This window comes from Winogradskyella marincola (assembly GCF_029624125.1).
GTDB classification, from domain to species: Bacteria; Bacteroidota; Bacteroidia; order Flavobacteriales; family Flavobacteriaceae; genus Winogradskyella; species Winogradskyella marincola.
Window position 1 is genome coordinate 17,888 of the sequence record NZ_JARSBN010000006.1, and the last position, 21,048, is coordinate 38,935.

The 21,048-nt window shown below is 33.2% G+C and carries 23 protein-coding genes; 20 read left to right on the forward strand and 3 right to left on the reverse strand.

Annotated elements, in window-relative coordinates; all coding sequences use genetic code 11:
* Positions 1-20 precede the first annotated feature (20 nt).
* Complete coding sequence (gene mscL, locus P7122_RS11360) at positions 21-470, reverse strand: large conductance mechanosensitive channel protein MscL (protein ID WP_278005921.1); 450 nt, start codon at positions 468-470, stop codon at positions 21-23.
* A 50-nt stretch (positions 471-520) separates the two neighbouring features.
* Positions 521-910, reverse strand: coding sequence for a group III truncated hemoglobin (locus P7122_RS11365; RefSeq protein WP_278005922.1), 390 nt, complete (start codon positions 908-910; stop codon positions 521-523).
* A 45-nt stretch (positions 911-955) separates the two neighbouring features.
* Between P7122_RS11365 and P7122_RS11370 the strand changes: the two genes are divergently transcribed.
* From P7122_RS11370 to P7122_RS11430, 13 genes are all read left to right on the forward strand, one after another.
* The gene (locus P7122_RS11370) at positions 956-1,750 is read left to right on the forward strand and encodes a Rossmann-like and DUF2520 domain-containing protein (RefSeq protein WP_278005923.1); all 795 of its coding nucleotides are present in this window, start codon (positions 956-958) and stop codon (positions 1,748-1,750) included.
* Between the two features lie 42 nt (positions 1,751-1,792).
* Positions 1,793-2,332 carry a KdsC family phosphatase gene (locus tag P7122_RS11375; RefSeq protein WP_278005924.1) on the forward strand — a complete coding sequence of 180 codons (540 nt, stop codon included), beginning with the start codon at positions 1,793-1,795 and terminating at the stop codon, positions 2,330-2,332.
* Positions 2,333-2,366: 34 nt separating this feature from the next.
* Positions 2,367-2,879, forward strand: coding sequence for a hypothetical protein (locus tag P7122_RS11380; protein WP_278005925.1), 513 nt, complete (start codon positions 2,367-2,369; stop codon positions 2,877-2,879).
* 1 nt (position 2,880) lies between these two features.
* Positions 2,881-3,195: a hypothetical protein gene (locus P7122_RS11385; RefSeq protein WP_278005926.1), complete on the forward strand. Its 315-nt coding sequence runs from the start codon at positions 2,881-2,883 to the stop codon at positions 3,193-3,195.
* A 9-nt stretch (positions 3,196-3,204) separates the two neighbouring features.
* Positions 3,205-4,131 carry a geranylgeranylglycerol-phosphate geranylgeranyltransferase gene (locus P7122_RS11390; RefSeq protein WP_278005927.1) on the forward strand — a complete coding sequence of 309 codons (927 nt, stop codon included), beginning with the start codon at positions 3,205-3,207 and terminating at the stop codon, positions 4,129-4,131.
* A 1-nt stretch (position 4,132) separates the two neighbouring features.
* The gene (locus P7122_RS11395) at positions 4,133-4,723 is read left to right on the forward strand and encodes a Maf-like protein (protein WP_278005928.1); all 591 of its coding nucleotides are present in this window, start codon (positions 4,133-4,135) and stop codon (positions 4,721-4,723) included.
* Positions 4,724-4,854: 131 nt separating this feature from the next.
* On the forward strand, positions 4,855-5,778 hold the full coding sequence (locus P7122_RS11400; RefSeq protein WP_278005929.1) for a septum formation inhibitor Maf: 924 nt from the start codon (positions 4,855-4,857) through the stop codon (positions 5,776-5,778).
* Positions 5,779-5,825: 47 nt separating this feature from the next.
* The gene (locus P7122_RS11405) at positions 5,826-6,347 is read left to right on the forward strand and encodes a mechanosensitive ion channel domain-containing protein (protein WP_278005930.1); all 522 of its coding nucleotides are present in this window, start codon (positions 5,826-5,828) and stop codon (positions 6,345-6,347) included.
* A gap of 3 nt (positions 6,348-6,350) precedes the next feature.
* Complete coding sequence (gene corA, locus P7122_RS11410) at positions 6,351-7,430, forward strand: magnesium/cobalt transporter CorA (RefSeq protein WP_278005931.1); 1,080 nt, start codon at positions 6,351-6,353, stop codon at positions 7,428-7,430.
* Positions 7,431-7,991: 561 nt separating this feature from the next.
* On the forward strand, positions 7,992-8,852 hold the full coding sequence (locus tag P7122_RS11415; protein ID WP_278005932.1) for a helix-turn-helix domain-containing protein: 861 nt from the start codon (positions 7,992-7,994) through the stop codon (positions 8,850-8,852).
* A gap of 88 nt (positions 8,853-8,940) precedes the next feature.
* Complete coding sequence (locus tag P7122_RS11420) at positions 8,941-9,960, forward strand: alpha/beta hydrolase family protein (protein ID WP_278005933.1); 1,020 nt, start codon at positions 8,941-8,943, stop codon at positions 9,958-9,960.
* 218 nt (positions 9,961-10,178) lie between these two features.
* Positions 10,179-12,698, forward strand: a complete 2,520-nt coding sequence (locus P7122_RS11425; RefSeq protein WP_278005934.1) for a PIG-L family deacetylase — start codon at positions 10,179-10,181, stop codon at positions 12,696-12,698.
* Positions 12,699-12,839: 141 nt separating this feature from the next.
* Positions 12,840-14,645 carry a sodium:solute symporter family protein gene (locus P7122_RS11430; RefSeq protein ID WP_278005935.1) on the forward strand — a complete coding sequence of 602 codons (1,806 nt, stop codon included), beginning with the start codon at positions 12,840-12,842 and terminating at the stop codon, positions 14,643-14,645.
* Positions 14,646-14,734: 89 nt separating this feature from the next.
* Here P7122_RS11430 and P7122_RS11435 read toward each other — a convergent pair whose 3' ends face one another.
* Positions 14,735-15,583, reverse strand: a complete 849-nt coding sequence (locus P7122_RS11435; RefSeq protein ID WP_278005936.1) for a DUF2911 domain-containing protein — start codon at positions 15,581-15,583, stop codon at positions 14,735-14,737.
* 163 nt (positions 15,584-15,746) lie between these two features.
* Between P7122_RS11435 and P7122_RS11440 the strand changes: the two genes are divergently transcribed.
* From P7122_RS11440 to P7122_RS11470, 7 genes are all read left to right on the forward strand, one after another.
* Positions 15,747-16,079, forward strand: coding sequence for an ArsR/SmtB family transcription factor (locus P7122_RS11440; protein WP_278005937.1), 333 nt, complete (start codon positions 15,747-15,749; stop codon positions 16,077-16,079).
* 12 nt (positions 16,080-16,091) lie between these two features.
* Positions 16,092-16,565 (forward strand): DUF6428 family protein, encoded by a 474-nt coding sequence (locus P7122_RS11445; RefSeq protein ID WP_278005938.1) that lies wholly within the window; start codon positions 16,092-16,094, stop codon positions 16,563-16,565.
* A gap of 16 nt (positions 16,566-16,581) precedes the next feature.
* The gene (locus tag P7122_RS11450) at positions 16,582-17,202 is read left to right on the forward strand and encodes an arsenate-mycothiol transferase ArsC (RefSeq protein ID WP_278005939.1); all 621 of its coding nucleotides are present in this window, start codon (positions 16,582-16,584) and stop codon (positions 17,200-17,202) included.
* The gene (gene arsB / locus P7122_RS11455) at positions 17,203-18,246 is read left to right on the forward strand and encodes an ACR3 family arsenite efflux transporter (protein ID WP_278005940.1); all 1,044 of its coding nucleotides are present in this window, start codon (positions 17,203-17,205) and stop codon (positions 18,244-18,246) included.
* 97 nt (positions 18,247-18,343) lie between these two features.
* Positions 18,344-19,003 (forward strand): TetR family transcriptional regulator C-terminal domain-containing protein, encoded by a 660-nt coding sequence (locus P7122_RS11460; protein ID WP_278005941.1) that lies wholly within the window; start codon positions 18,344-18,346, stop codon positions 19,001-19,003.
* Positions 19,000-20,310 (forward strand): ABC1 kinase family protein, encoded by a 1,311-nt coding sequence (locus P7122_RS11465; protein ID WP_278005942.1) that lies wholly within the window; start codon positions 19,000-19,002, stop codon positions 20,308-20,310. The genes P7122_RS11460 and P7122_RS11465 overlap by 4 nt, the downstream gene beginning before the upstream one ends.
* Positions 20,311-20,943 carry a flavin reductase family protein gene (locus P7122_RS11470; RefSeq protein ID WP_278005943.1) on the forward strand — a complete coding sequence of 211 codons (633 nt, stop codon included), beginning with the start codon at positions 20,311-20,313 and terminating at the stop codon, positions 20,941-20,943. It begins immediately after the preceding gene.
* Positions 20,944-21,048: the final 105 nt, after the last annotated feature.

Below are 21,048 nucleotides of genomic sequence, written 5' to 3' on the forward strand. Positions count from 1 at the left end.
ATTCGCTAATGTATTTTCATTTATTTTGAAACCTGAGATTTTAAAAGTCGGTTTTGTTCTTCCATTAATGTTTTTAAATCAGACAACAACTGAATATCCTTTGGTGTAGCTACAGTTTTATCTTTAGTGTCTTGAGCTCTGTTTCTTAGTTTATTCATAGCTTTTACAACGATAAACACGGTAAATCCTATGATTAAAAAATCTAAAAATACTTCGAAGAGTTTTCCATATTCAACAGCTACTTCACTTATTGTTATTGCACCTGAAGTATCGGTTACACCTTCTCTAAGAACTAATCGCTTATCACTAAAACGTGCACCATCAGATAATAATGATAATGGAGGTAATAGTACCTGCTTTGCCAAGACATCTATAACTTTATTGAAGGCTGCACCAATGATGATACCAATTGCCATGTCCATCATGTTTCCTTTTACAGCAAACTCCTTAAATTCTTTAAGTAACTTCATATAATTTTGGTTTTAGGATATAAACCGACAAAAGTAATAAGAAGTAATCGTTATGTGTTTCTGGCTTCAAAAATTTTGAGATATAGAAATGTACCCATTTTGCGAGCTCTGCGTTTTGCATTTTCGGCATAATCGCCTTCAAAAAGTTCGTCAATGGTCTGGTACCACAGGTTTAACCAAAGTCCGAAATGCTCGTTTTTAATGCTGTGATTATGAGCTGCATCTACCTTAACATGAGCTTCTAAAGGATTGCCATAATAGCGCGTTTTTAAAAACAAACTCGATTCCCAAAACGTTGTAAGATGTTCTAAATGTGTATCCCAATCTTTAATGGTTGTATTAAAAAACGGTCCCAACACCTCATCTTTACGCACTTTAGCATAAAACTGCGAGACTAAATGATAAATATCTTCTCTGGTTTTAATATCAGATTTACTCATACCTCAAAGTTATTCTTTTAATCTAAATCTTACTATTTTTACAGCATGATAACAGTTACAATTTTAGGTGCTGGTAATGTTGCCACACATTTATATAAAGCGTTTAAAAACGCTAAGGATGTTACCGTAAAACAATGGTACAACCGTACTTACAGAGCTATTTCTTCTTATGCCAATGAGGTAGAAACTATTGACGATTTATCACAGCTAAAAACTGCAGACATATACATTATGGCTGTTAGCGATGATAGTATTGCGGCATTATCTAAAGCCTTACCATTTGAAAACAGATTGATTGCACACACCTCTGGCAGTGTTTCTATCCATGATATGGACAAAAAAAATCAGCGTGCTGTTTTTTATCCTTTACAAACCTTTTCTAAAGATGCGGAGGTGAATTTTAGTGAAGTTCCTATTTGCGTTGAAGTTACCGAAAAAGCAAACCTTCAGTTAATGAAAGATTTAGCAGAAGCTTTAGGCTGTACAGCTCATAAGATAAATACAGAGCAACGACAAACGTTACATCTTTCGGCAGTATTTATTAATAATTTCACCAATCAATTGTACAGAATAGCTCATGAAATTAGTGATGCAAAGAGTATTAACTTTGATATTCTAAAACCGTTGATACTAGAAACTGCAAAAAAAGTGCAAGATATGTCGCCATACATGGCGCAAACAGGACCTGCAAAACGCAACGATAAAAAGACTATAAAACGTCATCTAAAACAAATTGAAAACGAAGAGCATAAAGCTATTTATGAAATGCTAACCGCTTCTATAAAGAAAACGCATGGTGTTACGACTAGGCTAAACAAACATAGAAAAGCAAAAAATTAACAGGTCACTGAAGCGTAGTCGAAGTGACATATAAAGTAACAAATGGATAAATCTGAAAATAAAAGCTATAAAGAATACCTTGTAAACATCAACACCTTTATTTTTGACGTAGATGGTGTATTAACCGATGGTACTGTTACCATTACTACAACGGGCGAAATGCTTAGAACAATGAGCATTAAAGATGGCTTTGCCTTAAAAACTGCTATTGATGCTGGTTTTAATGTATGTATAATTTCTGGTGGTTCTAACGAAGGTGTTCGTAAGCGTCTTCAAGGTTTAGGCATTACAGACATTTACCTTGGTGCACACAATAAAATAGAGCAACTCAACGATTATTTAGAAAAGAAAAACGTTAAAGCTTCTGAGGTTTTGTACATGGGAGATGACATTCCGGATTATCCTGTTATGGAACTTATCGGTTTACCATGTTGTCCGCAAGATGCTGCACCAGAGATTAAAGCCATTTCAAAATACATTTCACATAAAAATGGAGGAAAAGGTGCTGCCAGAGATGTTATTGAGCAAGTGCTAAAAGTACACTACAAATGGAATGGTAATTTTGACGCTAAATACGATTAGATATAGGTTATAGTAGACAGTTGGCTATAAAGTTATGGAGTCTTCAGAATATAAAAAAAGATGTAAAAATTTTAGAGATAAAGCCAGAGCTTCCTTTAACTATCTAATAGAAGAATTTAATTACGAATTAAAACACGAAAGTGATAGATCTAAATCTGACTCTATTATCGTTGATACGTTAATTTACACAAACAAAAAAAGAAATAGAATCATCAAAATTTCTAATTCTTTTCATCCAAAAGACTATGGTTTTCAATTAACTATTCTAGATACTAGTCAAATTCAAAATAAAGTGATGAGCGAAAAATTGCTGTTTAATACACTTTTAATAAACCAAGATGTTAATCAAAATCACATCGAACAAACCGCTGAAAAATTGAAAGAATATTACTCTAATGCAATTGAAGGAAAAACTTTTTTTGATGATGCTTTTGAATTTTCAACAGACGTAAAAAAGAAAGAGAAATCTATTCCTGTAAAACACATATTAATTTGGGTAACTGTATATTTGATATTTTTACTCCTTCAATTTTTATTTAACAAATAATATGGCTCGTAGAAGCAGAAGACATAGCACTGGTTTTGGTTATATAGGTTTTGGCAACAACCAATCTACTTTTAACCAAAAAACAAGCACTCCCTTTTCTGTTTATAAAGAAAAGCTAGATCTAGAAGCTCATCTCCATTACCAAATGGAGTTTATGCACAAAAATCTTACTAAAGAAGACAAAAAAAAAATAAAGAACAAAATCCGAAATCAAGAGCAAAAGCTTTTTAAAAGAACTGTTGCAATTAGCCTTATTATTTTTGGTTTTGTGGTATATGTTGCTTACTATTTAATTAATCAAATCCTTTCACATTAATCACTATAAATGATTCATTTTCTTAACCTCATTCGCTGGAAAAACCTTGTTATGATTGCGCTTGTGCAAATCTTAATTAGATATGCTCTATTACTTCCTTTTAGCGCAAGTCAAGGTGTTACAACTACTCTAAGTACTTTTACTTTTGCGCTTTTGGTTTTTGTAACTTTATGTATTGCTGCAGGAGGCTACATTATTAATGACATCTATGATGTTGACACCGATAAGGTGAACAAACCAAACAAAGTTATCATTGATAAACACATTTCTGAGAAAGATGGTTACACGTACTTTATGCTACTAAATGTTATTGGTGTTGGACTAGGATTTTACCTTTCGCACCTTATTAATTACTCTTCATTATTTGTGGTATTTTTTATTAGTTCGGCTTTATTGTACATCTACTCCACTGCACTAAAACAAATGTTTTTAATAGGAAATATAGTTGTATCTATTGTAGTAGCGCTAAGCATTTTAGTAGTTGGTATTTTTGAATTAATTCCTTCTATGATGTCTTTTAAAAATGTAGCAAACATGCCTTTTTTAGAAATTATAAGAGACTATGCCATTTTTGCTTTTTTAATCAACTTTGTTAGAGAGGTTGTAAAAGATATTGAAGATATAAACGGAGATCATAAAGTTGGTATGCAGACCATGCCAATAGTTTTAGGCAGAGATAGAGCAAATAAAATTGCATTTGTATTAGCGCTAATACCGCTTTTTGCTGTAGTGTATTACATAATTACAACTCTATACACACAACAGATTTTAGTTGGTTACTTTTTAATTTTTGTTGTTGCACCACTAATTTATATTACCCTAAAAATCTTTAACGCAGAGCAGCAATCGCATTATAAACATATTAGTTTGATGCTAAAACTAGTTATGCTTACTGGTATGCTTTCTATGAGTCTTTATCCTTTTATTTTGAAGTAATATGCTAAACGAAAAATTAAAAGATTACAACATCATTTTAGCATCTGCTTCTCCTAGACGCCATGCCTTTTTAAAGTCTATGAATATAGATTTTGAAGTGCGTCTTCACCCTGTTGATGAAGTTTATCCAGATACCTTAAAAGGTACTGAAATCACAGATTATTTAGCAAAATTAAAAGCTGAAGCCTTTAAAAGGCAACTCAAAGAAAAAGACATTTTAATAACAAGCGACACTATTGTTTGGTTAGACAACAAACCTGTTGAAAAACCAAAAGACAAGGATGATGCCTTTAGAATGATAAAATCGCTTAGCAACAAAACCCATGAGGTAATGACCTCTATTTGTTTTACACAAACCAACCAACAAAAGCTTGTAAACACTACAACCAAAGTAACCTTTAAGACTTTAACAGACGACGAAATCTGGTATTATGTAGACACCTACAAACCATTAGACAAAGCAGGTGCTTATGGTATACAAGAATGGATTGGAGCTATAGCTATTACTAATATAGAAGGCTCTTACAACAACGTTGTTGGCCTGCCTACACATTTACTTTACGAAACGTTAAATAGCATTGCTAAGCCTTAAGCAAATTGTAACTTTGTTAAGAAGCCTATAATAAGCACTTACCTATCAACAGATAGATAAAGTGAGTCGGTAAATAATTCTTATCAACATCGTTAAATTACTGACAAGCAGTTTATTTAAATTTTAATTAGATGAAAAAGTTACTTTACATACTCCCTGTTTTAGCATTGGTATTTCTAAGTTGTAAAGAAGCTGTTGAAACCACTTCTGAAATTTCGGAAAGTTTACGTCCAGACACCAAAACTAAAGAACCTGTAACCAAGTTATCGCAAGCATTTAAAGATTATTGGTATTCAGGCGAAGCAGAAATTACATCTTACCAACTAGAACAAGCACGCTATGGCGAAATAAGAAATGGAAAAGCGGTTTTGGTTTTTGTTACCGAAGATTTTTTACCAGACACACAAGTAAAAGCAGACAATTACAAGGAAAGTAACATCCCTATTTTGAAGCTAAATACTACCAAAGCCTTTAACACAGGCATCTATCCGTATTCTATAATGCAGAGTACTTTTTTTCCTGTTGCCAATAACCAACATGCTTTAAAAATATCTGCCTCTGTGCAAGAATGGTGTGGCCATGTGTACACACAACTTAATAATCGTGATGATTTTGAAATTATTTCACACTCCTATTTTCAAGGTGAAGCTGATCAAAATTTCAACTTAGAAAAAACATGGACAGAAAATGAATTATGGACAAAACTCCGTATAGATCCTAACATGCTTCCGGTTGGAGAAATTGATGTAATTCCTTCTTTAGAATTCATACGATTAAAACATGTTGAACTTAAAGCGTACAAAGCCAGAGCTACTTTAGAAAAAGACAGTTATATACTTACTTTTTCAGAATTAAACAGAATTCTAAAAATCACCTTCAATCCTAACTTTCCTTTTGAAATTAATGGATGGGAAGAAACCACGAATAGTGGTTTTGGTAAAAATGCTAAAACACTTACAACTAAGGCTATAAAATTAAAAACGCTAAAAACAGATTACTGGAATAAGAAAAGTAACAACGATATTATCTTAAGAGATAGTTTAAATTTGAGATAATATCACTTTATCTAGATTATATTTGTTTTAAAATACAAATTAAAAATATGTCGGTTTACAAAGACGAATTAATATACACAGCTATAGTATTAATAATATTGTTAGTCACTAGAGCAATCATTGTACTTACGGTAAAAAAAATAGGACAAAAAAGCGGTACAACAGAAGCCAGAGCAGCTCTTATTGGCAGATATGCTACTGTAACTTTGGTATTACTTGCTCTATTGATTGAAGCTTTTATTTTTGGTGCTAAATCATCAGACATAACCCTTGTATTCTCTTCTGTTTTTGCTGTAATTGGTGTTGGTTTGTTTGCTGTATGGTCTATCTTAAGCAATGTCACCTCTGGTGTTATTATGTTTTTCTCGTTTCCGTATAAAGTAGGTGATAAAATAAAAATACACGATAAAGACTATCCTGTAGAAGCTATTATTGAAGATATTAGAGCCTTTCAACTTATTCTAAGAGAAGACAATGGAGATTTGGTTACCTATCCAAACAACTTAATTCTTCAAAAAGCTGTAACTTTAATGGAGAAAGATGCTTTAGACGATAGTAGTATTCTATAAATTATGCTGAAAAAAAAGATTAAAAAGCGTACCCAAGAGTACAAAAAACATGTAGGACAAGTTCCTGGAACCCTTATTTACACAGGTCAAAAATCCGACAAAGATTTTCATGTTGAATGTTTTGATTACACTAAAGACCATATTGAAGAATCTGTTCTTCTAAACATAGAAGATGCCATAAACTACAAAGAAACAGACTCTGTTACCTGGATAAATGTAGATGGTCTTAAGCATACAGAACAGATAGAAAACATAGGAAAACAGTACGATTTACACCCTTTAGTACTAGAAGATATTGTAAATACAACACAACGTCCTAAAATAGATGAGTACGATGATTATCTTTTTGTAGTGCTAAAAATGCTCTATTATGATACAGACGAAAATATTATCATAGAACAAGTGAGTATTGTCCTCGGAAAAAACTACGTAATCACTTTTCAAGAAGCAGAAGGAGATGTTTTTGGATCTATACGAGAACGCATCCGATTGAGTAATGGACGCATTAGAGGCTTAAAATCCGATTACCTAATGTACGCACTCATAGATGCTATAGTAGATCATTATTTTAGCATTATTGAAACTCTAGGCAATAAAATTGAAGATCTAGAAACAGAACTTTTTTCTGGTCATGCCAGAGAAAACATAAATATTGAAGTACAACAACTTAAACGAGAAATATTAAAAGTTCGTCGTGCTATTTTTCCGCTTCGCGAAATTATAAATCGTATAGAAAAAGGCGAGCATCCTCTCATCTACAAACGCACCATAACATATTACAGAGATATTTACGATCACTTAATACAAGTATCTGAAAACATCGACATCTATCGCGAAATGATCTGGAGTTTAATGGATATGTACATGACTACCATTAGCAATAAAATGAACGAAGTGATGAAAGTCCTTACTATCATTGCCACCATTTTTATTCCGCTTACGTTTATAGCTGGCATCTACGGTATGAATTTTGAAAACATCCCAGAATTGCATTACAAATATGGCTATCATGTACTTTGGGGAATTATGATTTTAATGTTCTTGGCTATGCTTTATTACTTCAAACGAAAAAAGTGGTTGTAACTTAGCTTGATGGAGTTAGCAGATAAACTTTTTGAAATCCCAATATTCATAAGTAGGCACATCATTTCCTATATTTATCTACCTGTATTACTACTTATCGTCCTAAAAATATCCATTAATGCAAATAGTATAGCTGTACCTTTAAAATTTATTAAGTGGATAATAATCAGCTATTGTGTTATAACTATATTATGCTGGCTACTCATACTTATGTTGCCTCACTCTAGTAATTATGCATTTATAAAAAGAGCTACAGGACCATATGCTTGGGCTTACTGGCTGATGTTGTTTTTTAATTGTCTTCTTCCTTTAGTTCTATTACACAAAAAATTTGGAAAGAATGTTTATATCGTATTCGTTATTTCATTTTTAATGAATTTTGGTGCATTGTTTGAAAAATTCGTCATTATAATTACAAGTTTTCACCGAGATTATTTACCATAAGGACATTCTATTTTTATACATTTACTAAAACCCAATGTTGACGGTAATTTCGGAAAACCTCTAAAATTTAGTATTTTTCTTCAACAAAAAGATAAATCCTTTTTTAATAAACATCTATTGAACCAAAAATATAACATACCAGACTTCGCAGAATACCTAAATATAGAAACCCTAAAAGACGAAGATATTTTAATGGTGCTCTATGATGATAAAAGCAAAGTCCCTCTTAAGTCAGAACCCATAAAAATTGGCTTTTATCTTTTGGCATTAAAACTGGATTTTGATGATAGTGATATTTATGGTCGAACAGACTTTGATAAAACAGACTCTTTTCTATATTTTGATGCACCAAACAACACTCTAGAATGGGATTTAGAAAAACCTATGACTGGTTATAACATTTTAATCAGTTCTAATTTTTTCGATAAATATGCAAAACGGTATAGTTTTATGCATTACAACAATCACGAGGCTTTGTTTGTAAGGGATGAAGAGAAAGAAATTTTATTAGATTTATTTGAAAAAGCATATTCCGAATACAATAACACAGAGTTTTCAAAAGACATTGTAACATCCTACGCTAATTTAATTCTAACTTATATTGAAAAGTTTTACAAACGACAGTTTGATACACGAAGTTCATTATACAACAAAGTAGTAGCTGATTTTCAGAAAAATTTAGATGCCTATTTTAATGACGCTACACAAATCAAAAAACTACCAACGGTAAGTTATTTTGCAAACAAATCTAATCTCTCTTCAAATTATTTTGGTGATTTAATTAAACATTTCACAGGTAAATCTGCCCAAAACTATATTCAAGATTACATTTTGCAAATCGCCAAATCAAAACTTAAACAAACAACACTTTCTGTAAGCGAAATTGCATACAGTTTAGGCTTTGATTACCCAACCTATTTCACCCGATTATTTAAAAAAGAAGTTGGTGTTACACCTACTATTTTTCGTAAACAGTAATTTGTTTCAGTCTTCAAGTAATCTGTTTTAGTCCTAAACAGACAGCTCTCTGTAATTTTGTTGTATCATTAATTTAAAATAATATACAATGGAAAATGAAGTAAATCTAGCCGGAAGTGAAAGAGCTTCGACTCATAAAGCAAGAATGTCAAAAGAAAGAATAGAAAATGCGATTAAACAGCTAAATGAAATTTCTGAAGCAGATTATGAGAAAGTAATAGGATTGGCTAATGTTTGTAAACCTTTTAGAAGTGTTATTCATAAAACACCAGATGACTACGGAATGACAGATTGGGAAGATGTTTTTCTTAAAGGTGTAGATGGTGTGCCTTTAGATGGTTGGTATATTCCTGCAAAAGGTGGAGAAAGTAACAAATTAGTAATTTTTAATCACGCCTTACCTATGTGCCGTTCAGGATTTCAAGGACATTTTGGCTTACCCTTTAGTGGATACGACAATGTTGAAATTGATTTTGTAATTCAAATGAAACATTTAACAGATGCTGGTTACAATGTTTTGGCTTACGACATAAGAAATCACGGAAGAAGCGGATCATCTAACAACGGAGTTAGCGGAATAGGCCAATTAGAATGGCGTGATTGTGTTGGTGTAAAACAATATGTAGATAATCACCCAAGATTAAGCAAAATGAAAGTTGCACTTTACAGTCAATGTATGGGTGGAAATTCCCAATACGAAGCCATTAGTCGTTATCCAGAATTATTTGAAAATGTAGCATGTATGGTAAGCCCAATGGTTGTGTCTATGAGAGCTATTTATGAAGCGTTTTCAGGTCTACAAGGTGTAAGTCAATATTTAGATTTGGTTGACTTTGAATTATTAAAAATGGGCGGATGGTTAATGGATGAAATGACACCGCATACAGCAGCACCAAACGTAAAAATGCCTGTATTTATGATACAAGTAAAAGATGATGCTTGGACTAAAAACCCTGAAGATGGACAAAAGACTTTTGATCTTCTTGGTAGTAAAGAAAAGGAAATCCATTGGATAGAAAACACGCCTTTTAGATTTAAAGATGGTTACAATTACTTTGGTAGACATCCCGAAAAAGTGCTTGCATTTTTAGATAAGTATATGAAGTAACCTAACAAACGAAAAAACAATCTTCAACAAGTTATATAAGTAATAACGGTTTGAGTTAACCCTCAAACCGTTATTTTTTTTAAGTTATACCATATCCTAAAATTTTTCGAAATAAGACCACTAACTTCTCATGCATAAAACCGTTAAACAAACCCTAAAAACAAGGTTATAGTAACCAACTTTTTTATATTTGAAAAGCACACTAACTAAATAACCACATGTTTCAGATTAGACTCTGTATTCTCTTTGTTTTTAGCTGTTTAACTACTTTATCAGCACAACAACCCAAAAAACTCAATTCCTCAGAAATATACGAAGCCATCCAAAAACTTAATGTTTTGGGCTCAGTGCTTTATATCGCAGCGCATCCAGATGATGAAAACACGCGATTAATTTCTTATATGTCTAACCAGGTAAAAGCGCGCACTGCTTACCTTTCATTAACACGTGGAGATGGTGGACAAAACCTTATAGGACCAGAAATTAGAGAACTTCTCGGAGTCATAAGAACTCAAGAATTATTAGCAGCTCGTCGTGTAGATGGTGGCGAACAACGTTTTTCTAGAGCTAACGACTTTGGCTATTCTAAGCATCCTGACGAAACCTTAGCCATTTGGAACAAAGACGAAGTATTATCTGATGTGGTTTGGACGATTAGAAATTTTAAGCCAGACATCATCATTAATCGTTTCGATCATAGATCGCCAGGTACAACTCATGGTCATCATACAAGCTCTGCCATGTTAAGTATGGAAGCTTTTGATTTAGCTAACGATGCTTCAAAATATGCTTCGCAATTACAACTTACAGACACCTGGCAACCAAAACGTATCTTTTTTAATACCTCTTGGTGGTTTTATGGTAGCCAGGAAAAGTTTGAAGAAGCCGACAAAAGCAACATGCTAAATTTTGATATTGGTGTCTTCTACCCTTCTAAAGGCCTATCTAACAATGAAGTTGCTGCTATTGCAAGCAGTCAGCATTTATGTCAAGGATTTGGACGTTTGTCGCAACGAGGTACACAAGAAGAATATATTGAGTTTCTTAAAGGCGAACCTCTAAACGGTAGCAATAATATTTTTGAAGGTATTGATACCTCTTGGAGTCGTGTAAAAGGTGGAAAAGCCGTTGGAGAGATTCTTTATAAGGTAGAGCAAAATTTTAATTTTAGAAATCCTGCAACACACCTACCACAATTATTAGAAGCTTACAAACTACTTCAAAATATAAAAGACAAGCATTGGAAATCGGTTAAAACCAAAGAACTAAAAACAATTATTGAAGCTTGTGCAGGCTTATATCTAGAAGCTTCAGCAAATGTACCTTACACAGCACCAAACACAACGGTTAGCCTTAACATTGAAGCTTTAAACCGTAGTAATGCTACAATAGATTTAGTGTCCTACAAGCTTTCTACTCTAAACAGTGGCACTTCAAAAAACATGAAGATGCAGAACAATCAACGTTTAAATTTTGATGAAGGCATAACCATACCAAAAAACGCTTCTTACACCACTCCATATTGGTTAAATAAAAAGAGTACACTTGGTATGTATCATGTAGACAACCAGGATTTAATTGGTCGTCCTGAAACACCAAGAGCTGTTTTTGTTGATTTTAATCTCAATATTGAAGGAACTCCAATAACCTTTACAAAGTCAGTTATTTATCGTTATTCTGAGCCAGATAAAGGTGAATTATACAGACCTTTTGAAGTGATACCAGAAGTTTCTGCAAGCATATCTGACAAAGTTTTCATTTTTGACAACGATCAACAAAAAGAGATTGAAGTGACTGTAAAAGCTGGTAGAGATGCTATTGAAGGCTATGTGCAAATGGCTTATCCTAATGATTGGACTGTATTTCCGCAAAAGCAAAAAATTGAAATTGTAAATAAAGGCGATGTTCAAAAAGTTGTATTTACTGTAATTCCTCCAAAAACTCAAAGCGAAGGTCTTATTACTCCAATGGTAAACATCAACGGTAATTTTTATACAGACGAACTTATTGAGATCGATTACAGTCATATTCCTTTTCAGACTGTATTGATGCCTAGCGAAAGTAAAGTGGTGCGTTTAGATATTGAAAAACGAGGCAATAACATTGGCTATATTGAAGGTGCTGGCGATGTAGTACCAGAGAGTTTAAGACAAATTGGCTACAACGTTACCATCATAAAACCTGAACAAATTTCAGCTGAAAACCTGGTTAATTTTGATGCTGTTGTTGTTGGTATTAGAGCTTACAATATTTTAGATGAATTAAAATTTAAACAAAAATTCTTACTAGATTATGTTAAAGAAGGCGGAAACCTTATCGTACAGTACAACACTAACAGACGTCTAAAAGTTGATGATTTAGCACCATACCATTTACAACTTTCAAGAGATCGTGTTACCGATGAAAATGCTTCGGTAACCATACTTAATCCTAACCATTCACTTTTAAATTTCCCTAATAAAATTACAACACAAGATTTTGAAGGTTGGGTACAAGAACGTGGTTTATATTTCCCAAATGAATGGTCAGAAGAATTTACACCACTTCTATCTATGAACGATAAAGGCGAGTCTTCTAAAGAAGGGAGTCTCTTGGTTGCCAAATACGGAAAAGGAAACTACATATACACAGGATTAAGCTTTTTTAGAGAGTTTCCTGCTGGTGTTTCTGGCGCATATCGTCTTTTTGCTAACCTGCTTTCTGCTGGTAAAGAAGAGACTAATAAACTAAAAAACTAACCTCCATCCACTAACAACTGATTAATATGCAAAACCAACAACCAAAACAAAAATGGGATAAGATGTACACCATCGTACTCATTGCAAATGCACTTTATATCGTATTATTTTATTTTATAACTGCTTCATTCGCCTAAGCTTATGCAACAGACTTTAGACTGGATAGATTGGACCGTTCTCATTGTTACGTTAGCTATAATTGTAGGTTATGGCACATGGAAAACACGTGGTAGTAAAAATGTTCAGGATTATGTAAGAGGTGGTAATTCTACAAAGTGGTGGACTATCGGTTTGTCTGTAATGGCAACACAAGCCAGTGCCATTACATTCCTTTCTACCACAGGTCAGGCATTTTCTGATGGTATGGGATTTGTTCAATTTTATTTTGGACTACCCATTGCCATGGTTATTATCTGCCTGGTATTTATTCCTATTTACCATCGGCTTAAAGTATATACGGCTTACGAATTTCTCGAAAATCGTTTCGATTTAAAAACCAGAACGCTTACTGCTATTTTATTCTTAATTCAGCGTGGCTTAGCTGCTGGTATTACCATATTCGCTCCTGCCATTATTCTATCTGTTGTATTAGGCTGGAACATTGTTACGCTCAACATCATCATTGGTGTTTTAGTTATTATCTATACCGTTTCTGGTGGTACTAAAGCTGTAACAGTAACCCAAAAACAGCAAATGTTTGTGATTTTTGCAGGTATGATTGCTGCGTTAATCATCATCATTAATCTTATACCTAATGACGTCTCTTTTGTAGATGCTATTGATATTGCAGGTGCTACAGGAAAAATGCAGGTATTGGACTTTTCTTTCGATTTAGAAAATCGCTATACTGTTTGGACAGGACTTATTGGTGGCACATTCTTAATGTTATCATATTTCGGTACCGATCAAAGTCAGGTGCAACGCTACCTTTCTGGAAAAAGCATGAAGGAAATGCAAATGGGCTTACTCTTTAACGGACTACTAAAAGTGCCTATGCAATTCTTTATTCTTCTGGTTGGTGTTATGGTATTTGTGTTTTATCAGTTTAATCCTTCACCATTAAATTTTATTGATAAGTCTACTGAAATCGTTTTAGCTTCAGAATATGGAAATGAATACAGAGCACTTCAAAATAAACAATCAGAATTGTTTGATATGAAGCAACGCCTTAGTTCTGCTTATGCAAAAGAGAATAAACCTGAGTTAAAACAAGAATTATTTCAAATAGATAGTATTGAAAAGAGCTATCGCTTAGAGTCTAAATTCTTAATTAAAAAGGCCATTGATCCAGAATATAAGGCAAGCTATATCGCTCTAGAAAAATCAGTTAAACAACTAGAGTCTAACCCTAAAAGCGAAGCTTACAAAACCAAGTCGGCTGAATTAAAAACACTCTATAAAGACGCTGCCAAAGACACACAGACCAATGACCGAGATTACATGTTTATTCGATTTATTTTGAATCATTTACCGACAGGTTTAATCGGTTTATTATTGGCTGTAATTTTATCGGCAGCTATGTCTTCAACTGCATCAGAAATTAATGCTTTAGCAACGATTACCTCTATTGATCTGTATGGTAGAAATCTCAAAGAAGATAAAGGTGAAACACACATGGTAAACATGACCAAGTGGTTTACATTTGGTTGGGGAATTGTAGCTATAATTATTGCCTGCTTTGCAGATTTGGCAGAAAACTTAATTCAGCTCGTAAACATAATCGGTTCTATATTCTATGGTAATGTTCTTGGTATTTTTTTACTGGCCTTTTTCTTTAAACACATAAAAGGAAATGCGGTCTTTATAGGTGCACTTATCACACAATTTATTGTAATTATTGGTTGGGCTTTTGACTGGATGCCTTATCTATGGCTCAATTTATTTGGTTGTGTTGTAGTCATCATAATTGCAAACCTTTTACAAGTCTTCAACAAAAAAACTGCATAAGTTTTTCTCTATAGCAAATGGTATAAAATAAAAAAGCGCAATCAAATTGATTGCGCTTTTTATTTTCTATTGTTAGAAACGAAACTACCTTACATAGCTCCCCATTCTTTTAAAGAATCTTCATTCATTTTTATATAATCTGCATTCTTTGCTTCTTTTGCACCTTCAAGAGACTTCTTAGCGGCAGCAATAGCACCTTTTTTGTCTCCATTTGCAGCATGAATTAAGGATTGCTTTCTTAAAAACCAAAAACGAGGCTCGTCTTTTGTCATTTCTACAGCCTTATCAATCCATTCCATAGCTTTGTCTAAATCTATATTTTCAGATAAATTATATGCTGCAGCAGAATAATAATCATTTGCAGAAGGACCTGACATTACTTTATCCATAGACGCTGCTACTTTTTCTTTAGTAGGCACATCAAACTTAACAGCTGCGTATGCTTTTTCCCACATAAAACCAATCATTGCAGAATCATTAGTTAAATCATCAAAAGAAATTGTGAACGTCTCAATATCAATAGGTAATTCATAAACTTCAGCTTTTACTTTAGCTGCCACTTTAGACTCATCCCATTTTTGTGGTGTTCCCCAATTATTAGTATCTGTGTAAAAAACAACTTCCCAAGATTTCTCTGAAGGAGTAATAAAAACTGCATAGCTACCAGCCTTTAACTCATTATCGCCTACTGTAACATTATCACTAAAAGTAACAACAGTATTTTTGTTAGCTCCTGCTCTCCATAACTTTCCGAATGGCACTAAATCTCCAAAGATTTTTCTGCCTCGCATGTTTGGTCTAGAATATTCTACTGTAACATCTGTTAATCCAACCTTCTGCTCTACCTTACTATAAGGACTAGGTTGTGGTGTTTGTAATTGAGCATTTACAGAAACTGTAAGCGTCAATGCAAATACAAAAAGTATTAGTTTTTTCATTTTTGAAAAGTGTTGATTGTTATTAACGATAAAATTACAATATAAGCCTACCTAAGAATGTTAACGAATCCTTAAAATGAAACTTTAACACAAGAAATAACATCTATATAACATTATTAAATTTCTTTTATCGTAATATTGCAATATAATAATTAATCAAATTATGGGATTAACGAAATCAGAGAAATTTTCAACAAAACAAAACCAAATTGCAACTCTTGCTAAGGCATTTGCTCATCCTGCCAGAGTTGCCATTTTACAACAGATTTTTAAATCTAACACTTGTATTTGTGGCGATTTAGTAGACGAAATTGGTTTAGCACAAGCCACTATTTCCCAGCACTTAAGAGAATTAAAAAACATTGGTCTTATAAAAGGAAACATCGAAGGTACCAGTGTTTGCTATTGTATAGATGAAGAAAACTGGAATAACATGAAATCTGTTATCTCAAACTTTATAGAACAAAAAAATAATAACAGTAGCGACTGCTGCTAAACTTAAAATATTATGACATTAAAAGAGATTACATCAGCTTTAAGTACTCTAGATAAGATTGCTTTTCAATTACCTAATGGAGACTTGGTTCCTTCGCATTTTCATGTTACTGAAGTCGGAAAAATAAACAAACTATTTATCGATTGTGGAGGAACAATAAGAAACGAAGACGTTGTTAATTTTCAATTATGGAATGCCGATGACTATGATCACAGGCTACATCCTGAAAAATTAGTGAACATCATTAACCTTTCCATTGAAAAATTAAACATTAATGAAAACCTTCCTATTGAAGTAGAATACCAAGGTGAAACGATTGGAAAATTTGGGTTAGAATTCGATGGCACTAACTTCTTATTAACCACAAAGCAAACTGATTGCTTAGCTAAAGACAAATGTGGTATTCCTGAAGCTAAACCAAAACGTCAACTTTCAACCTTAACTGATGATGAACCATGTTGTTCACCTGATGGCAACTGTTGTTAAATCCAAAAACTAAACCATGATATATTCAACATTAAAAGATACTATTGAGGACTTTGATACCACTTCAATCTCTGAAGAACGAAAAAAAGTACTTCAACCTTTAATAGATTTTATTCAGTCTAAAGTTGATGCTAAAGCAACTGTAAATCTCAATTTTATTTGCACGCACAATTCCAGAAGAAGTCACCTCTCACAAGCTTGGGCACAAGCGACTGGCTTTTATTTTGGGATAGAAAACTTGTTTTGTTATTCTGCAGGTACAGAAGCAACAGCCTTATTTCCTGTAGCAGCAGAAACACTTTCTGACGCTGGATTTAATGTAGAACCATTATCTGAAGGCAACAATCCTGTGTACAGTTTAAAATATGCCGAAAATGCGCATCCTATCATCGGATTCTCAAAAACCATTACTTCAGAGTTTAATCCTCAAAATGAATTTGCAGCCATAATGACTTGCTCTTCGGCAGATCAAGGTTGCCCTTTTATTGCTGGTGCAGAAAAGCGAATTCCTATTACTTACGAAGATCCTAAAGTATCAGATGGCACACCGCAACAAACTGAGATTTATAACGAACGTAGCGTGCAAATTGCTACAGAAATGAAGTTTATCTTTTCTCAAATAAATCATATATCATAAATGAAAAAGAAGCTAAGTTTTCTGGATAGCTACCTAACGCTTTGGATATTTTTAGCTATGATTGTTGGTGTTGCTATTGGTAATTTTTTCACTGAATTTCCTGAAATCGTTAATTCCTTTAGTAGTGGATCAACAAACATTCCTATTGCTATCGGACTTATTGTAATGATGTATCCACCACTGGCAAAAGTTAATTACAGCTTGCTACCAAAAGTATTTAAGGATGTAAAAATATTGTCCATTTCTTTAGTCTTAAACTGGATTATAGGTCCTGCTTTAATGTTTGTTTTGGCTATAATCTTTTTGCAAGATTATCCAGAATATATGGTTGGACTCATTCTTATTGGTTTGGCGCGTTGTATTGCTATGGTTTTAGTTTGGAATGATTTAGCAGAAGGCAGTAGTGAATACGGAGCTGGTTTAGTGGCTCTTAACAGTATTTTTCAGGTGTTTGGCTATAGTTTTTATGCTTACCTATTTATCACTGTTCTTCCTCCCTATTTTGGGTTTAAAGGTGCCATCGTAGACATCTCTATTGGAACCATTGCAGAAAGTGTTGCAATTTATTTAGGAATACCTTTTTTACTTGGCATTCTATCGCGTGTTGTACTTGTTAAGCTTAAAGGTGAAGTTTGGTATACTCAAAAGTTTATTCCAGCTATTTCACCGTTAACACTCATTGCATTATTATTTACAATTGTAATTATGTTTTCATTAAAAGGGGAATTGATTGTAGAAATTCCTGGAGATGTACTTATCATAGCCTTACCATTATTAATTTATTTTGTGCTAATGTTTCTTATTGGTTTCTTTATAAGCAAAGCGATGGGTGCACCTTATGATAAAAATGCAGCTATTGCTTTTACAGCAGCTGGTAATAATTTTGAATTAGCCATAGCTGTTGCTATTGCTGTATTTGGTCTTAACTCTGGTCAAGCTTTTACTGGTGTTATTGGTCCTTTGGTAGAAGTTCCTGCTTTAATACTATTAGTTAGAGTCGCATTTTGGTTAAGAAAAAAATACTATTTATCACAAAAAGCCTAATTCATAAATCTGCTTACTCTAAGTTTAGTTAAATTTTGTTTAACTTTAAAAACAAATAGTTAAACATTTAGTATCTTTACATTGTAAATCAATTACAATGGCAAAGAAAAAAAACATAGAGCAAGCAGATTTAATAGCATTATACATGGATTATGTGCTAACGCACAACCAACAACCCAAATCTGTGTATGTCTTTTCTAAAGACAACAATTTTGAAGAGCAAAAATTCTACGAACATTTCAATTCTTTTGAAGCCTTAGAAAGAAGCATTTTCAAAGCTTTTTTTAATAATACGCACGAGGTCTTACAAAAAAGCGAAGACTACCAATCTTTTGATGCGCGAAACAAACTTTTGAGTTTCTACTACACCTTTTTCGAAGTGCTTACAGCCAACAGAAGCTATGTAAATTATGCACTTGAAAAAGAAAAAAACAAACTCAAGACGCTTAAATCGCTATCAGGTTTAAAATCTAGTTTTACCAATTACATATCAACCTTAGATATTAAAACACTAGATCTCAAAGAAGAAAAATTAGAAAAACTTCAAAAGCGAAGCATAGAAGAATCCGCTTGGATTCAGCTATTGATGACCATAAAGTTTTGGATGGATGACACCTCTAAAGCATTCGAAAAAACCGATGTATTCATCGAAAAATCTGTCAATACCAGCTTCGATCTTATCGATACCACTCCATTAAAAAGCCTTATTGACTTCGGAAAGTTTATCTACAAAGAAAAATTTAAAATGAACGTATGAAGACGATTGACAAAATTCCAGTTTCAAAAATATCAAGAGCAACGAAGTTAGTGTCTACAGGTGCAAAAGTTGGTGTTAACTATTTAAAATATTACGGAGACAAAATCACTAAATCCGAAGAGGAAGCCAAGGAACGTCTCAACCAAAATAATGCCGAAGATATCTATGACAGCCTAAAACAACTTAAGGGCAGCGCACTAAAAGTGGCACAAATGCTTAGTATGGAAAAAAGCATTTTACCACAGGCTTACGTAGAAAAATTTTCGTTATCGCAATTCTCAGTACCACCATTGTCTGCGCCTTTGGTTATTAAAACTTTTAAAAAATATTTTGGGAAACACCCAGAAGAATTATTCGATACTTTCAATGCAACTTCAGTAAATGCTGCAAGCATAGGCCAGGTTCACTTGGCCGAAAAGGATGGGAAAAAATTTGCTGTGAAAATCCAATATCCTGGAGTTGCAGAAAGTATTGCTTCTGATTTAGCTTTGGTAAAACCAATTGCTATTAAGATGTTTAATATTAAGGGCAAAGATTCTGATAAATATTTCAAAGAAGTAGAAAACAAACTTACCGAAGAGACCAATTACATCTTAGAGTTACAACAAAGTAAAGCTGTTGCCGAAGCTTGTCAACACATTCCAAATCTGAAGTTTCCAGATTATTATGAAGCATTTTCATCAGAGCGCATTATCACCATGGATTACATGCAAGGTGAGCATCTTTCTGAATTTGTACAACACAATACAGATCAGGAATTATCCAATCAATTAGGACAAGCGCTGTGGGATTTCTACATGTTTCAAATTCATAAATTGAAAAAAGTACATGCCGATCCACATCCTGGTAATTTTTTGATTTCAGAGGAAGGCAACTTAATTGCTTTAGATTTTGGTTGTATGAAAGCCATTCCTGAGGAATTTTACACACCTTATTTTGAACTTGCGGAAAAAGATACCATCAATCATCCTGAAAAATTTAAAGAAAAACTCTACGAACTAGAAATCTTAAGAAAAGATGATTCTGAAGAAGAAATCACCTTTTTTACAGCGATGTTTCATGAACTTTTAAGCTTGTTTACCCAACCGTTTCATTCGGAAACTTTCGATTTTTCTGATGCGGAATTCTTCGGAAAAATTACAGAAATGGGACAAAAATATTCTAAGAGTACAGAATTGAGAAACATGAACGGTAATCGTGGTTCTAAACATTTTATTTACATCAATAGAACCTTCTTTGGGCTCTATAACTTAATGTTCGACCTCAAAGCTAAAGACATCAAAATCAACAACTTTAATACGCTATAAATGATAGAATTTGATATCAAGGATATAAACCAAATGCATCATTTATACCGCATAAACCTTATCAATAGTTGTTCTGGATACAAGTCTGCGAATCTCATTGGTACAAAAAGTAAGGATGATATAAGCAACGTAGCTGTGTTTAGTTCGGTGACGCATCTAGGATCAGATCCTGCTTTGCTGGGCTTTTTTCTGAGACCAACTACAGTTATTAGAAACACGTATGATAATATTAAAGAAACTGGTTTTTTCACGTTAAATCATATTCATCAACATATTATTGAAGATGCGCATCACACTTCTGCAAAATACGAAGCTTCTATTTCAGAGTTCGATGTTACCAAGCTAGAAGAAGAATATAAAGACGATTTTTTAGCTCCCTTTGTAAAAAACTGTCCATTACAATTGGCAATGGAATATGTAGAAGAATACCCAATAAAAGCTAATGACACCATTTTATTGATAGGAAAAATCAAAAAACTGTATATAAAAGATGGCTTATTAGAGAAAGATGGTTTTATCAATTTATCAAAAGGAAACGTTGCTGCAATTAATGGTTTAGATGCTTATGCTGTTCCAAGTTCTAACTCACGTTTAGAATATCAAAGACCTAAAATGAACCTTTCTAATCAATAAAAATTTAAAAAGTTGAAGTTATTTAATTCAATGACATGTCGACTGCGCTCAAAGTGACAAATGAAACAATATGATTTCCCCTTTGGGGAATTAAAAGGGGCTTTT